Annotated in this window: 11 protein-coding genes; all 11 read left to right on the plus strand. The window is 63.6% G+C overall.

Annotated elements, in window-relative coordinates:
• The first annotated feature begins 4 nt into the window (after positions 1 to 4).
• The 11 genes from AC1RAA_RS20820 (at position 5) to AC1RAA_RS20870 (ending at position 14,860) form a co-directional block, all read left to right on the plus strand.
• Entirely contained in the window at positions 5 to 949 is a 945-nt protein-coding gene (locus tag AC1RAA_RS20820; protein ID WP_492730391.1) for a DUF4123 domain-containing protein, read from the plus strand.
• A 4-nt stretch (positions 950 to 953) separates the two neighbouring features.
• Positions 954 to 4,262, plus strand: coding sequence for a T6SS effector BTH_I2691 family protein (locus AC1RAA_RS20825; protein WP_492730392.1), 3,309 nt, complete (start codon positions 954 to 956; stop codon positions 4,260 to 4,262).
• Between the two features lie 6 nt (positions 4,263 to 4,268).
• Entirely contained in the window at positions 4,269 to 5,186 is a 918-nt protein-coding gene (locus tag AC1RAA_RS20830; RefSeq protein WP_492730393.1) for a DUF6708 domain-containing protein, read from the plus strand.
• A gap of 30 nt (positions 5,187 to 5,216) precedes the next feature.
• Positions 5,217 to 5,813, plus strand: coding sequence for a hypothetical protein (locus AC1RAA_RS20835; RefSeq protein ID WP_492730395.1), 597 nt, complete (start codon positions 5,217 to 5,219; stop codon positions 5,811 to 5,813).
• 153 nt (positions 5,814 to 5,966) lie between these two features.
• Positions 5,967 to 8,843, plus strand: a complete 2,877-nt coding sequence (locus tag AC1RAA_RS20840) for a type VI secretion system Vgr family protein (protein WP_492730396.1) — start codon at positions 5,967 to 5,969, stop codon at positions 8,841 to 8,843.
• Entirely contained in the window at positions 8,840 to 10,417 is a 1,578-nt protein-coding gene (locus AC1RAA_RS20845) for a hypothetical protein (protein WP_492730398.1), read from the plus strand. Before AC1RAA_RS20840 ends, AC1RAA_RS20845 begins: the two co-directional genes overlap by 4 nt.
• Positions 10,418 to 10,420: 3 nt before the next feature.
• Positions 10,421 to 11,425 carry a PoNe immunity protein domain-containing protein gene (locus AC1RAA_RS20850; protein ID WP_492730400.1) on the plus strand — a complete coding sequence of 335 codons (1,005 nt, stop codon included), beginning with the start codon at positions 10,421 to 10,423 and terminating at the stop codon, positions 11,423 to 11,425.
• A 36-nt stretch (positions 11,426 to 11,461) separates the two neighbouring features.
• The gene (locus AC1RAA_RS20855) at positions 11,462 to 12,334 is read left to right on the plus strand and encodes a PoNe immunity protein domain-containing protein (protein ID WP_492730402.1); all 873 of its coding nucleotides are present in this window, start codon (positions 11,462 to 11,464) and stop codon (positions 12,332 to 12,334) included.
• Positions 12,335 to 12,356: 22 nt separating this feature from the next.
• Positions 12,357 to 13,100: a hypothetical protein gene (locus AC1RAA_RS20860; protein ID WP_492730405.1), complete on the plus strand. Its 744-nt coding sequence runs from the start codon at positions 12,357 to 12,359 to the stop codon at positions 13,098 to 13,100.
• A gap of 73 nt (positions 13,101 to 13,173) precedes the next feature.
• The gene (locus AC1RAA_RS20865; RefSeq protein ID WP_062474802.1) at positions 13,174 to 14,139 is read left to right on the plus strand and encodes a LysR substrate-binding domain-containing protein; all 966 of its coding nucleotides are present in this window, start codon (positions 13,174 to 13,176) and stop codon (positions 14,137 to 14,139) included.
• 136 nt (positions 14,140 to 14,275) lie between these two features.
• Positions 14,276 to 14,860: a Dps family protein gene (locus AC1RAA_RS20870; RefSeq protein WP_062474805.1), complete on the plus strand. Its 585-nt coding sequence runs from the start codon at positions 14,276 to 14,278 to the stop codon at positions 14,858 to 14,860.
• Positions 14,861 to 14,917 lie beyond the last annotated feature (57 nt).

Here is a 14,917-nt window from a genome sequence, read left to right on the forward strand (position 1 = left end):
ATCCATGTTTGAACGCCTTGCCAGGCAACTGGGTGAATCATTGCAGGAGGACGAGACGCTCTCGGCCTACGTGCTGATCGACCCGATGCTGCGCGAGCCCTTTCCCGCCGAGTGGCTGGAAGCGGAGTCGCGCCAGACATGGCCTGTCCCCGTTCACCATCCGCTGCTCAAGGACAGGCAACTTCCCCGCCTGATCCATCTGCATCCGCATGACACGCGGCTGCTCGAAGCCAGCTTGGCACAGGCAGCAGATGAACAGGCCGATCCAGACTCCGAGCGCACGCAGGGGTTCGCGCTCGGCGGATGGCTGTTGACTGCCGCGCCAGTGGACGCGCTGGTTCGCCACCTTGCACGCGTCATGCAAGGTGGGTTCTGGGGGCAACGCAGTTCGCAGCTCATCCGCTGGGCCGATCGCAGGGTCATGCAGTGGATGTGGCCTGTACTCACGCCGGCACAGCAGGCGAGCCTTCTCGGCCCGGTGCAACGCTGGTACAGCCTCGACAGGTGCACGCAGCTGGTGCTTTTCCAGTCCGATGCCAGTCCAGACCCGGCGTCGGCCCGGTTCAGCACAGCGCAATGGAACCATGCGCTCAAGAGCGAAACGGTGCACGACCTCCTGCGGGGCTGGCAGCGCTTTGCCGGCGTGCTGCCGGCCGACCACCTGCAGCAGGCGTCGCGGGCCGCAGATGCGGTCATTGCCGCAGGTGTGGTCAATCGACAGGACCGGGTCCTGCTGGGCGCCTACGTCCTGCAGATCCACCCCGAGCTGACGACGCACCCGATCGTGCGCACGGCCATCGTTCGTGCCATCGGAGGCGATGCATCGCTCGCCGAGGCGCTCGACGACATCCCCGACCCTCAAGGCTGGGACGCCATCCGGGCCGAGCTCGACCCGGCGTTCGATCGGGCCTCCATCCAACAGACTGCACAGGGAGAACACCTTGGCTAGCACCATGGCCCTCAATTCCTACTCGGCGGCGGCGAACAAGGCGGCCGCCAACACGCCTCCCTGCGCGACAGGAGGTTGCCCGGCCTGCGAGAAAGCCGGCCTCCCGGTGCTTCTGGTGCGTCCCGGTGTGGCTGACAAGGCGTATGCCGAGAACGCGGCGCGCAGTGGATCGACCCGGGTGCTGATGGATTCCAAGATATCGGCGCCGCAACTGCCAACGTCGGGGCATGTCGCCAGAACGCTGCGCCCCGGTTATGTCATTGCCTACTACGAGAAGTCGCACACCCCGACCCTGAAGAGCCAACGCGGCTGGGAAGCCTTCAAGGTGCATGAAGGTGGCTACCTCACCCCGCACCCTCTCGAAGGCTCGGCCTCGGGCAAGGACGAAGAGGCCTTTTCCTGCAGTCGCACCGCCGCGTACGCCAGCGCGATGCTGTTCGTGATCCAGGACGCCAAGAACGCCGGCAAGGTCTGGGTGGCCTACAGCGACCATCTCTGGAGCCCGGAGGTTCGGCATCTGTACGGGAACGACAAGACGTTGCGTCGCAAGCGGATGACCAAGATCGATGCGCCCGACGCATCGTGCAGCCAATCCCTGCCGTTGACCGACAAGCTGGTGCAGACCGCGGTGGCCGACTACGATCCCGGCCGCCCTGCATCGGCGCTTCGCGGCAACCCGTTTGCACCGCTGCCCAGTTCCGGAAAGCCGGGCGTGGCCCACACGCGCCCGGAAACGGCCGGCACCCTGCATACGGAGGCCCAGCGAATCCTGGCCGCCGGCAACCAGGCCAGCAAGAAGAAGCCCTACTCGCCCAACGACGTCATGATCGTCGGCCTGATCGACCCGATCGGCGCGACCGCGGAAACCGCCCAGCGCCGCATCACCCTGTGCAACGATGCCGCCGAATGGGTCATCACGCAGACGTCCGGCTACCAGAAGCTGCAAACGGCGCTGACCATCGAAGGGCTTCTCAAGCGGGCCGACGAGCAGGCGCAGGCGCGCAAGGCGCCGTTGACCGATCCGCAGTACGCCGGCCTGAATGGCAAGGAGGTCGGCGAGAAGGAGTTCAAGGACATGAAGGCGGCAGGCAAGCTCCCGCCCGAAGCCACCCTGGAACCCAAGTACACATACAACAACTACCGTGCCAACGGCAGTGGCCGCTACGTTGTGCCTGGGCGCGGCATCATTTCGTTTCCCAGCGCCTCGAAGATCGATGAGCAGGCCACCAGCCTGAAAGAAGACATTCTGGACGGGGTCACGGGGGGCAAGCGCAAACCCGCCCACCGCACCTTCCTGGGCAGCTACCAGACCAAGATCAAGGAAGACCGCCAACGCCTCGAACGTCTGGAGCTGGACTACCAGGTCTGGCTGCAGTCCGAGCAACGCAAGCTGATCACCGGCTTCGACTTCGACGAGGCGACACCCAGTGACGGCATCTTCTACGCCGCCGCGGTGGGCATGTGCACCCATGGTGGGCCGATCACCGACAAGGGCACCGAGTGGTTCAAGGATTTCCTGCTCAAGGACCCCAACGACAAGGAGGCATTGCTGGTGCGGTCGTTGCTGGGCAACCAGAAGTCGGCTTTCGAGAGTTTCCAGGAGGCCTTCAAACCCACCAAGGTCCACAAGGAAATCAAGAACCTCTTCAAGCTGATCGAGGAAATCGAGAAAGCGGTCGCCGCCGGCACGCCCTTGCCGGCCGGCGACAAGGCGTTGCTGCGTGCCGTGCCCGAGATACGCTGGCTCGCCCAGCAATTGCCGCTGCTGAAGAACCTGGCGTCCACCTATGGCCATCTGACCCTGACCGTCGTGGGCGCCACCTCCATGGCGCTGGACAAGCTTCAGCAGCTGCCGGCGCCGCTGCGCGACAAGTTGCAGGCACTGACCGAATCGATCACCAACACGCTGGGCAAGGCCGCGGGCGTGACCGTGCACAAATTCAGCATCTCGCTGGACAAGGCGGCCGCCTACTGGCGCCAGCAGATGGGGCTGGTGCGGGGCTTGGCGCAGCGCGCTGCCGATGCGGCAGACAGCAAGCAGGTCAAGAGCCTGGTCCTGGGCGGCGCCATGTGGTTCAACGTCGGCGGCAGGCCGGGCACGGCCAACGCGCTGATCGACGTCTACGTCGCCGTGCGCCAGGGTGCCGCCGCCGCGCCGGGGGCGGTGGATGCGGCCACTGCGGCCGGGGCCAAGGCCGGCTCGGACGCGCGGGCAGCGGCCGGTGCGTCGGCCGACGCCGTGGCCGATTTCGCTCGCCGGGTCGGGAAGACGGGCTCGGACGTCATGCGCGAGAGCATGGCCGTATTCAAGCAGGGCAGTGCGACGTTTTCCGCGGCCGGCGCGCTGCTGCAGGTGCTGTCCATCAGCAAGACCTGGCACACGCTCGAGACGGGTACGCAGGAAGAGCGCACCTACGCCAGCATCACCTTGCTGACGACGGGGCTGGGCGTGACCGGCGCGCTGCTGGAAATCAGCGAGGCGTACGCGAAGCAACTCGGCAAGACGGCGTCGGCGCTGGGATTGAAATTGGTGGCGGGGAGCGCGTCGGCGATATCGCTTCTATTCGACGCTGTGAGTGCCTTCTTGCGGCACAGAAATGAAAAAGAAAAAGGAGATTCCGATGCATCGGCCCTGTACCTTGCCCAAAGCCTGTTCTTTGTCGGTGCAGCCATCGCCGGTGGAATGTACGTGGCCGGAACTGCAGGCTGGATCACGGGAACCGTGGCGGCCGGTTGGGGCTTGTCCTGGACGGGGTGGGGATTGCTGCTTCTCGGGCTGGGCTTGATTGCGGGTTTCATCGCCATGTTGCTGAACGATGCGCCCACTGTCGAATGGGTGAAGCGAAGCATCTGGGGCGAAGCCAGTGACAAGTGGGGAAATCTGCAGAGGGAACAGAATGAACTCAACAAGGTCTTGCTGGGTGTTCGCGTCGATTTCTATGCGGGAATCAAGACGACTTTGCAAGGACGCTCGGTTGGCATGGCCCCGATCCTGGTGAACGTTCCCACGGACACATACGAAGCATGGACGCGCCTGTTCATCCCGGTTCAGTTGCGTGAGCTGGTGAAATACGAACTCGGGTTTGAAGTGACTGGCACGCCGGATCAGCGCAAGCAGTGGAAATTGAACGCGCAGGACAAGATCGTCGAAGGGCCGAAGACCAAGATATTTCCGCTGGAAATCAACGATGAATCGATCACTCGACGGGTGGAAATGAGCCGCGACGCGATGAGCGGCATCAAGGGCAATGTGAGGATCTGGGATGCACCTGAAGGAGGCGAGCTCATTGTCGATGAGTCACTCGCCAAGTGACAGATCATGAGCCGTGAAAACAATCCGGACTACGACATTCGGCTGCCGCAATGGAATGCGCCCGACCCGCAGTTTGAGTTCGTCGAGAAAGTCCAGAAGAAGAGCCTGCTGGGAGGAAAGTCTCCCTGGCGCATCGCCTCGCGTGAAAAGCGCGAGCCCGTGCATGGGAAGGCGAGTTCGTGCGATTCCTTGTTGGGGATTCATCCGAACGCCATCGTTGTTGGCGCGCCGGCGGGTACGACCGAAATCACATTCATGATGGGGCTGTACGCAGTCCTCATCGGATTCGCTGCCTGCATGTTCGGATGGGGCGCGTTCGAATCCATCATGGATCTGGATTCAAGCAGGTCGGACTACGTTCTGAACTTGTTGATGTCCATGGTTTCGACGATGGCCGCGCTCTTCTTTCTGGTCGCGGCCATCTTTTTCTTCAGAGTCGGATTCCTTACGCCTCGCGATCTGCCGGTTTTCTTCAATCGCAAGACCAGGGAGGTTTCGTTCTTCACCGTCATTCCGATGAGGTTCTGGAAGGTCTGGCAGCGCGCAGGCGTTGGCGAGGTCAAGACCTGTCGCTGGGACGACGCCTATGCGCGCAGCTACCAACTCACCGAGATCACGGGCGAAGCGGCGCGTTCTTCCTATTTGCTGGCGCTGCTGTGGGGCGACCCCAGGCAACCCAGGCAATGCCAGGAGATCGTCACTATTGGCTACAAGGGCTGGTGGGAGGATGAATTGCTCTGGCGCCTGTATGAGCACATTCGACGCTACATGGAAGAAGGCGGCCCGCCGATCCAGGCGGGCGAGAGCCTGCGGCGCTCGGGGACGGGCAAGTTGCCGCAATTCCCGCCAGAGGTCATCGCCGCCGCTGGCGGGTTGGCCTTGAGCGAAGAAGAGGTGCGTCGTTCGGCAGGCATTCGCGAATGACGGACGCCTGCCATGCGAGACAGTTCTTTCATGTCCCAGATCAGTGGAGGCAACGACCGTCATGACATCCGCCGACCGTATTCCCGCGCCATGCGGCGCCCGCGACCTGTGAAGAGATTTGCGCTGCTTGCTGCGGGTGCCGTGGCACTCCTCGTCGCATCGGCGGTGGCCTATCGCGGCTATAGGGTGAACACGAGCACCTCAGATACATCCACCGCGGTATCGAGCGATGAGAGCCGCGCCCAGGGACGGCTGTTGGCAAAGCTGCGTTTCGATGCGCCGTCTTTTGGCGATTGCTCGGTCCATGACGCGTGGCTGGAAAAGTCCTCCACGTTCGTGACGCGCAGCTGGTTCGGCATCCGTCTTGGAAATGAAACCGTCCCGACAGCCGCTATTCATGTGGTACTCGACATGCCCAAAGATCCGTTCCTGCCTGCGCAGATCTTGAGCTTCGACGAGACGAACCCGACCGCGTCCAGCCTGGGGCTGACCGGCTCGTTCACCCAGACCGTCACGATCAATGCAAAACGCTACCGGCTGTTCGGATCGAACACCGTGTTTCCGCCGCCTGCGGTCATGACATTCAGCTGTGGCACAGCAAACGCACATGCAACGTTGGCGAACTAGGATTTTTCCGGTCCACGCGATGTCGATCGGCCAGCCCCTGAACCGACAGGGCGGGAAGATCGCGCGCGGCCATGCATCGAACGAAGACCGGCACGACCGGCACTGACACCAGGGAGGTGGATATCCATGTCATCAGACACATCAAGCAGCTTCATGCCGACGCCATGGAAGCTCGAAGGCCTGAACGTCGCGCGGCTGTCGGAGCAGGCGCGGCTCATCAAGCTGCAGCTGCCCACGTCGGCGCCTCAGAACGCCGTTGTCGTCGAGCGCTTCACCGGCAGCGAAGGCGTCAACGAGCTCTTCGACTTCACCATCGACACCCTCGCCACCTCGAGCGAGTTCGACCCGTTCGCGCTGATCGGCGAAGAACTGAGCCTGCGCCTGCTGTTGGCCAACGGCAGCTTTCGCACTTGGCACGGTTACCTCACGGCCGTCGATGCGCTGGGCGGTGACGGCGGCCTGGCGCGCTACCGGCTGCACCTGCAACCCTGGCTCGCCGCGCTCGGCCTGCGCCGCGACAGCTTCGTGTACGCCGCCAAGCACGTGCAGGACATCGTCAGCGAAGTGTTCGCCGACCATACGACCGCAAGCTTCAGCTTCGAAGTCACGCAGGAGATGACCGTGCGGCCCACCTGCGTGCAGTACCGCGAGTCGGACCTGGCCTTCGTGCTGCGCCTGCTGGCGGAAGAGGGCCTGAGCTTTCGCTTCGAGCATGAGCAGCAACAGCAGTCGACGGGCAGCGGAAGCGGCAACACCACGCCCTCGCACCACCGCCTGGTGATCTTCGACCGCGCGGCGACCCCGCCCGACTGCGCCCTTTCTCAGATCCGCTTCCACCGCGTCGATGCCACCGAAGCGACCGACGCCATCACCGCCTGGAGCAGCCGGCGCCAGGTCACCACCAACGCCGTCATGCGCAACGCCTGGGACGCCAGCGTGCTGCAGGCCCCCACCGGCGCAGTGCAGAGTGCGCTGGCCATGGGCGACGTGCCTGTGCTGGAGCACTACGACGGCGCCGGCGCGCAGCGCTATGCCGACAGCGCCACCGCCGCCCGCCGCGCCGAGCAACAGCTGGTGGCCTTCGAATCGCGCATCAAGCGCTACGGCGCCGCGGGCAGCGTGCGACAGCTCGGTGCCGGCGAGCGCTTCACGCTGACGCAGCACGACCGCTACGACGGCCGCAAATTCCTCGCACTGCGCGTGCGCCACGAGGCCGCCAACAACCTCGGCGCACAAGCCGCGCAGGTGCTCGAGGCCGGCGAACTCGAGAAGGGCAGCTACCGCAACAGCTTCGAGGTCCAGCCGGCCGAGGCGCAGGTCGTGCCGCTGTGGCGACCCAAGCCCACGGCCCCCGAGGCCATGGTCGCGTTGGTGGTCGGCGGCGATGACAACGAGGCGCCGACCGCCGTCCACACGCAGCGCGACCATCGTGTGCAGGTGCGCTTCCATTGGCAGGCCCAGCGTGCGGGCCAGCAGCAATCGACGGGCAGCGGACAAGGCAGCCTGGTCGCCGCCGGTCGTCACGCCAGCAACCGCCAGTCCGTCTGGCTGCGCGTGGCTGCACCCGTTGCGGGCCCGAACTGGGGCGCACATCACCTGCCGCGCGTGGGTTCCGAAGTGCTTGTGTCCTTCATCGAAGGCGACATCGACCGACCGGTAGTCGCCCAGCAGCTCTACAACGGACAGGACCTGCCGCCCTGGTCCGCTGGCACCGATTCATCCGCCAACCACGCGGGCGTGCTCTCGGGCTGGCACAGCCGCGCGCTCGACGGCAGTGGCTACAACCAGTGGATCGTCGACGACGCGCCCGGACAGGTGCGCACCCGCCTGGCCAGCTCGCACGCCGCGAGCCAGCTGAACCTGGGCCACCTCAACGCCCAGTCACCCGACGAGAGCAGCCGCGGCGCCTGGCGCGGCAGCGGCGCCGAGCTGCGCTCCGACGCCTGGGTCGCCACGCGCGCCGGCGAGGGCTTGCTGATCTCCACGCTGGCCCAGGAGCGTGCGGCGGGCAGCGTGCAGGACACCACCAGCGTGCGCGGCCAGCTCGCGGGCGCGCTGCGCGAGGCGCAGAAGCTGTCCGATGCAGCCGGCGGCGCGAAGGCACTGGCGCTGAGCGCCACGGCGCTGCTGCAGCCGCTCATCGACGACATCGATCCGCAGAAGAACGGGCACTATCCGGACAACGTCAACGGGCAGGATGCGCACGAGCCCAAGGGTGGAGAAGGCGCAGGCTCACGCGAAGGGCAAGACCCCGCGCCCGCCTTTGCCCGCCCGCTCATGGTGCTCGATGCGGCCATGAGCCTGAACATGGCCACGCCTGCGAGCGCGACCGTGTACGCAGGCGAGGCGATCCACTGGACTGCGCAGGCGCAGGCCCACATCGCGGCGGGCAAGACCGTGAGCTTTGCGGCCGCCAAATCCATGGGGCTGTACAGCCACGAAGGCGGCATTCAGGTCATCGCGCAGGACGGGCCGGTGAGCGTGCAGGCGCACACCGACGAGCTCGAATGGCTGGCCAAGGAAGGCTTCACGGTCACCAGCAGCAATGACGAGATTCACGTGCTGGCGCAGCAGAAGATCACGCTCAAGGGCGGGCAGACGAGCATCGAGCTGGATGGGATGAACATCACCTTGAAGATGCCGGGGCTGCTGGATGTGAAGGGGACGAGCAAGAGCTTTGTGGGGCCGGGGCGGGGTTCGGTGGAGTTGCCGCAACTACCGTCCGACGCGATGGACCTCAAGAACTGGATCGCACTCACTTATCACTATGCCGATCTGGACCCCGTCGCAGGCGCCAAGTACACCGCGACCTTTTCAGATGGTTCTGTTCGCAGCGGCAACTTGGACGCACAGGGGCATGCTCGAATGGAGAACGTGCCACCGGGTCCGGTCAAGGTGAAATACGAGGAGGTGAAGACGATCGACCCCTCCGTGCATTCCAAAGACAAGGCACAAGCGGACGTCTCGGCATGGCGCAGCGCGCTCACGGCGGCGTTCGCGGATCAAGTTGAACAGGGAGTCAAAAAATGAGCGGCGACAGAGGTGAGTTGGTCAGTCTCGAAGACGCGCATGCGCACACCTACCTGAGCGACGCGTTCGATTGGGTGCGGGACCTGGCGGCCAAGGGCGCGCGCAGCGCTGCGGACACCGTGGACGACTGGACGATCGAACTCGACAAGCTGAACTTCAATGGCTCCGACGCATTGAAAAGCTACCTGCGCGAGCAAGGTAACTGGGTCTCCGACCTGTTCGCTGAAATACTCAGCCTTGTCGAACTGATCAATCCGCTGACCATCGGCAAGCAGATCGCCATCTGGATTCTGGAGGACTTCCGCGACGTGTTGCGCGCCCTGGCGTTGCTGGTCGACTCCAAGGACGACACGGCAGAGGAAACCAAGGGTGCCCTGGTGGAGCTGGGCATGGCCGCTGCCGCCTTGTGCATCCCCTACGTGGGACGGGCTGGCAAGGTGATCTACCGGATGCTGCCGAAGTTCGCCAACATGCGTTTTGCGGTTGCCGCGCTGGAGACGGGTGAAGGCGCGGCGATGCTGCGGTTCCTGGGTACCGGCGACACCCTGGGATACCTCAAGGGACTGAACTTTCCGTCCTACGCGGGCAAGATCAATTCGCTGCTGCGCCAGATATTCGACAAGATCGGGGCTGCGGTGGGGCGCTATCTGCCCAAGATGTCCAAGGTGATCAGCGAGTGGTACGCCAAGATCAGTGGTTGGGTGACGGGCGCTCTCAAGCAGGTCCAGACCTGGGTGGCTGCTGCCGTTGCCAAGCTCCAGCATGTGGTCTACAACGCCGCGACCAACATCACGAACCCCAAGGTGCTGGACAAGATTCCCGACAAATTGCTCGACTGGATGTACGCGCAGATCAACGGCAACTTGTGCGAGAGCTGCGTGGACAATTACTTCATCAACTTCATGGGCTACTCGCGTCTTTTCCCGGCGCCAAACACATCCAAGCGCGATACCAGCGCGTTCTTCGGCTCGGACCAGGGCATCGATGGCCTCTTCGAAAAAGAGCCCAGTGTGGTGATCGGTGGCACCTTGCTGCCACCGCACTACAACGGTATCCCCAACAGCCTGGGCTGGATATTGGACGAACTCGATGTGGAGATACCTGGGGAGCAGATTGCGAAGGCGGTCGTCAGCCGCAGCATCAAGCCCTTCGGCGATATCGATTCAGACTTCAACCCGGTGACGGGCAAGCCCGCCACGTTCCCGCGCTTTGTGGTGATGGAGGCCAAGTTCGGCTATCACGTCAAGTCGGGCAACAAGCTTCAGGACATTGAATGGAAGAACAAGCTGGGGACGACGACGACGGGGGTGAAGCAGATGAGTCGAACGTGGATCGATCAACGTCTGCGAACTACCGTTTTTCCGCCGGATCCGACCACTGGGAGAGTGCCGCAAAAGCTCAGCGATATCCAGAAAATTGGCTACCTTCGCTGGCTTTATGGATGCCAACCCGCCAATGCCAAAAACAGCAAGAAGGCGAGAGCGCGCGGCGGAAGGCGGATGCAGGGATTGGCATTTTTTCCGCCTTATGCATTGCGTGGGTACGACATCGACAAAATGAAATGGAACGTCTAGAAAATGGCTGACTTCTATTCGAATCGGCGCGAGCGCTTCTTAAACGAGGAGCCTTATCTACTCCTTGTGAACGCAACCCGAGAAAACGTCGCCGAGCTTGAGGGCTATCTAAAAAATGATCTGGCCTCCGCAGATGAGAATGCATGGTCCCGTTGGCATAGCTTCATGGCAGGCGCCAAGTTTTCGTTGCTCATTGGTCAGTACTCGGCCGGACGGCCCGTCACGGAGGTCGCAACGGCGTACCCTCCCATGCTCCGAACCATCGAAGCTCAGTGTCTTCCGAATCCGATCTATCAGACTGAACCGCTTTATCTCGAGGAACTCGACGGCTACCACTACGCCATGACCTTGCTGTCGTTGGCCAAGCTGCTGCGCCACGACGACCTCGTTCCACGCGTGGCCGCACTGTTCGATGTGGCCCGGTCCGAAAATAGAGGAAAGGATGCTTTGTACGAAACGCTGCTTGGAAAGCTCGGCTTGCCGACAGTTCCTGCGAAGGGCATGTTGCGTTTTCTCAAAGCCCATCCACTTCTGTTGAAGGCCATTGAGGCGCCCCCCCAAAAACGCCCTCTATTCATCGCGGAGTTCCTAAGGAAGTGGTACTCCGCAATGAAGGGAACCTACTGGCATGGCCTGCACGACAAGGTACCGCAGAGCTTCTTCGGCTACTGGGCCTTCGAGGCCGGGCTGGTGACCTACCTCTGGGATATCGACGACAGCAGCTACCGAGACCTGCCGTTCTATCCCAAGGATCTGGTTGACTATGCGCGCACGCATGGCGCGGTCGCATCGCCTGACACCAGCGCTTCCCTTTCAGCACAAGACGGCCCTCCGGTCTCCACACGAGGTGGAGAGCCTTGCCCACTGGCCGGCTGGTGGTTCACGCCAGCCAAGGCGGGCAGCCGACGCTACTTCAAGGCGGACGAGGTCATGCCCGTCATCGAGGGCAGCAGCTACGGCGCAACCTTCTGGCAATGGAGTGCGGATCAAACGGCGCCCAAGCTCTGAGACTCAAGTCAAATGCGCGGTTTGGACTGGTGAGCCATGAGTAGTTTCTCCTCGAAGCGTCGCGAAAAATTTCTGAATGAAGAGCCGAGTTCGGTCCGCCGGCTGGGTCTGCACGAAGACATTGCCGATGCTCAGCTGCTGCTCGACACAAGTCTCGGAAAAGAGGGCTTTCGCGAAGATGGCTGGTTTGCTTGGAATTGGGCCATCGCCAGCGCCAAGAGACGTCTCTTGGTTCACTCCTATTCGGACGGCAGCCCGATGGAGCACCTCGCTGCGGACTTTCCCGGCGTGCTTGCTGCGCAAGAGCCATCAAGCCTCCCTCATCCATTGCACGAAACCGAGCCGTTCTCCCTCGAGGAACTCGACGGCTACCACTACGCCATGACGTTCCTGTCCTTGGCCAAGCTGCTGTGTCGTGACGACTTGGTTCCACGCGTTGTTGCCTTGTTCGATGTTGCCTATACCGACAACCGCGGCAAAGACGCGCTCTACGAGGCGCTTCTCGGAAAGCTGGGGCTGCCGACGGTGCCTGCGAAGGGCATGCTGCGCTTTCTCAAAGCCCACCCACTGTTGTTGAAGGCCATTGAGGCCGAGCCGAGAAAGCGCCCCTTGTTCGTGGCTGAATTCCTCGAGAAGTGGTACTCGGCGATGAAGGGAACTGCGTGGCACGGGTTGCACGACAAGATCCCGCAAAGCTTCGATGGCTACTGGGCTTTCGAGACCGGGCTGGTGACCTACCTCTGGGACATCGACGACAGCAGCTACCGAGACCTGCCGTTCTATCCCAAGGACCTCGTTGACTATGCGCGCACGCATGGCGCGGTCGCATCGCCTGACACCTGCGCGACCCTTGCGGCACAAGACGGTCCCCCCACCTCCCCCCGAAGTGGAGAGGCTTGCCCGAAATAGGGATGATGGTTTAACCAGTCCCATGTGGCTCTACCTGCATCACACCGCCTCCGACCTCATCGACCTGGACCCCACAACCGGCCGCTGGCGCCCCGTCGACGACGCCGAGAAACCGCCAGGCGCCTCGGTACTCGCCGACCTCCCCGTCAAAGGCGGCTACACGATCGAGAACGACAAGCGCTACTACAGCTATTGGACGTCCGACGAGAAGTTCGTCTTTCGCACCGACGACGGTGCCGTGTTCGAGATTTGCCAGAAGCGCGACGATGGCTCCGTGGTGATGCTCTCGCCCGTCCTGCGCAGCGAGATCGCGCCCTCGCGGTATGGCGATGGGCGCTTGCGGCAAGGCTTCAGCCAGTTCCGGCTGATGGACGCTGCGACAGGCCAGGTCGTCTTCGAGCTGGACTACAACGCCGAGCGCTATCAGCGCCTGTACCAGGCCGACTTCACCGCCGCGGCGGCGGAGCAGGATCTGTCCGACTGGGATTTCTTCATCGCTTTGCAAGGCGCCATCGAGATTTTCGAAGAGCGTGCCGCGTCCGGCCGCGTCGCGTTCTCCGTGCAGGACGATGGCTCGGCGCAGGTCCAGGGGCACCGCATGCGCCGCGATGAGCTGCTGTTTGCGGACACGGGCCAAAAGTGCCCCCGCTCGGGCATCTGGGCCTGCCTGACCGACCTGCGTGTGAGCGCGGCGGTCACGCAGGGCGAGCCTATGCCCTCGCACGGCGGGCAGCCGGTGCAATGGGTCTGGAGTCGCCCCGACTGAGCGCAGCGCAGCCCGCGGCTTTTAACCCCGCCCCAGCCGGGTCACAGACCCTTGCGCATAATTGACGCAAGCTATGACTCTCACCGAACTCAAATACATCGTCGCAGTCGCCCGCGAGCGGCACTTCGGCAAGGCGGCCGAGGCCTGTTATGTGTCCCAGCCGACGCTTTCGGTGGCCATCAAGAAACTCGAGGACGAACTCGAGGTCAAGCTCTTCGAGCGCAGCGCCGGTGAAGTGACCGTGACGCCGCTCGGCGAGCAGATCGTCCAGCAGGCGCAGAGCGTGCTCGACCAGGCCGCCAGCATCAAGGAGATCGCCAAGCGCGGCAAGGACCCGCTGGCCGGCCCGCTGAACCTGGGCGTGATCTACACGATCGGCCCGTACCTGCTGCCCGACCTGGTGCGCCAGGTGATCGCGCGCACGCCGCAGATGCCGCTGGTGCTGCAGGAGAACTTCACGGTCAAGCTGCTCGAGATGCTGCGCGCCGGCGAGATCGACTGCGCGATCATGGCCGAACCCTTTCCCGACACGGGCCTGGCGATGGCGCCGCTGTACGACGAGCCCTTCATGGCGGCGCTGCCCGTGAAGCACAAGCTGGCCGACCGTGAGTCGATCACCTCGGAAGAGTTGCAGAGCGAGACGATGCTGCTGCTGGGTACGGGCCACTGCTTTCGCGACCACGTGCTCGAGGTGTGCCCCGAGTTCGCGCGCTTCTCGAGCAACGCCGAGGGCATCCGCAAGAGCTTCGAGGGCTCGTCGCTGGAGACCATCAAGCACATGGTGGCCTCGGGCATGGGCGTGACGCTGGTGCCGCGCCTGTCGGTGCCGGCCGAGGCGCTCAAGCCGAAGGTCAAGGGGCGCAAGGAGCCGGAGCAGATGGTGCGCTACCTGCCCGTGCGCGACGCGCAGGACCGCGACCCGCCGATGCGCCGCGTGGTGCTGGCCTGGCGCCGCACCTTCACGCGCTACGAGGCCATTGCGGCGCTGCGCAACGCGATCTACGCGTGCGAGCTGCCGGGTGTCAAACGACTCTCCTAGCGATTCGGGGCCTTCGCCTACGCGCGGGCTGTTTGGGATCGCTGATCGCTGGGATAGAGTGAAGCTGTTGCGAAGCCGCCTGCCGGCTTTCAGAATTTCGGTGTTGTCACCCAACTTCAAGAAAGACCCCTCCGCCATGGCCAAACCCTCGAAGAAAACCAAGTCCCCGTCGCCCGCAGCTTCCGCCGGCAAGGTGCCCAAGAAGGGCGGTGCCGTCGTCGCGCAGGAGTCGGGCAGCCGCAATGCGCCGATCATCAACATCGGCATCGAACGCCAGGACCGCGCGGCCATCGCCGAAGGCCTGAGCCGCGTGCTGGCGGACACCTACACGCTGTACCTCACGACGCACAACTTCCACTGGAACGTGACGGGGCCGCACTTCAACTCGCTGCATGCGATGTTCATGACGCAGTACACCGAGCTGTGGGGCTCGACGGACGTGCTCGCCGAGCGCATCCGCGCGCTGGGCCACTACGCGCCGGGCTCGTACGCCGAGTTCAGCAAGATTGCCACCGTGCCCGACGTGCCGCAGAACCCGCCCAAGGCGATGGAGATGGTGCGCATCCTCGTGAAGGGCCACGAGACGGTGTCGCGCATCGCGCGCGAGTTCATCCCGGTGGCCGAAGAGGCCGGCGACGACCCGACCGCCGACATGCTGACCGCGCGCTGCACGGTGCACGACCAGACGGCCTGGATGCTGCGCTCGCTGCTCGAGGACTGATGACGTCTTCCTGATCTCCCTGCACCTGATGTGTGCCGGGAGCCCCTGCAAGAGCGG

The organism is Variovorax sp. GW823-FHT04F07, from assembly GCF_058795995.1.

Excerpts from the sequence above, each read along its gene's own strand:
- AC1RAA_RS20830 (WP_492730393.1), top strand. The coding sequence starts at position 4,269 with ATGAGCCGTGAAAACAATCCGGACTACGACATTCGGCTGCCGCAATGG.
- AC1RAA_RS20845 (WP_492730398.1), top strand. The coding sequence starts at position 8,840 with ATGAGCGGCGACAGAGGTGAGTTGGTCAGTCTCGAAGACGCGCATGCG.
- AC1RAA_RS20840 (WP_492730396.1), top strand. The coding sequence starts at position 5,967 with ATGCCGACGCCATGGAAGCTCGAAGGCCTGAACGTCGCGCGGCTGTCG.
- AC1RAA_RS20825 (WP_492730392.1), top strand. The coding sequence starts at position 954 with ATGGCCCTCAATTCCTACTCGGCGGCGGCGAACAAGGCGGCCGCCAAC.
- AC1RAA_RS20820 (WP_492730391.1), top strand. The coding sequence starts at position 5 with ATGTTTGAACGCCTTGCCAGGCAACTGGGTGAATCATTGCAGGAGGAC.
- AC1RAA_RS20835 (WP_492730395.1), top strand. The coding sequence starts at position 5,217 with ATGTCCCAGATCAGTGGAGGCAACGACCGTCATGACATCCGCCGACCG.
- AC1RAA_RS20855 (WP_492730402.1), top strand. The coding sequence starts at position 11,462 with ATGAGTAGTTTCTCCTCGAAGCGTCGCGAAAAATTTCTGAATGAAGAG.
- AC1RAA_RS20850 (WP_492730400.1), top strand. The coding sequence starts at position 10,421 with ATGGCTGACTTCTATTCGAATCGGCGCGAGCGCTTCTTAAACGAGGAG.
- AC1RAA_RS20860 (WP_492730405.1), top strand. The coding sequence starts at position 12,357 with ATGTGGCTCTACCTGCATCACACCGCCTCCGACCTCATCGACCTGGAC.
- AC1RAA_RS20865 (WP_062474802.1), top strand. The coding sequence starts at position 13,174 with ATGACTCTCACCGAACTCAAATACATCGTCGCAGTCGCCCGCGAGCGG.
- AC1RAA_RS20870 (WP_062474805.1), top strand. The coding sequence starts at position 14,276 with ATGGCCAAACCCTCGAAGAAAACCAAGTCCCCGTCGCCCGCAGCTTCC.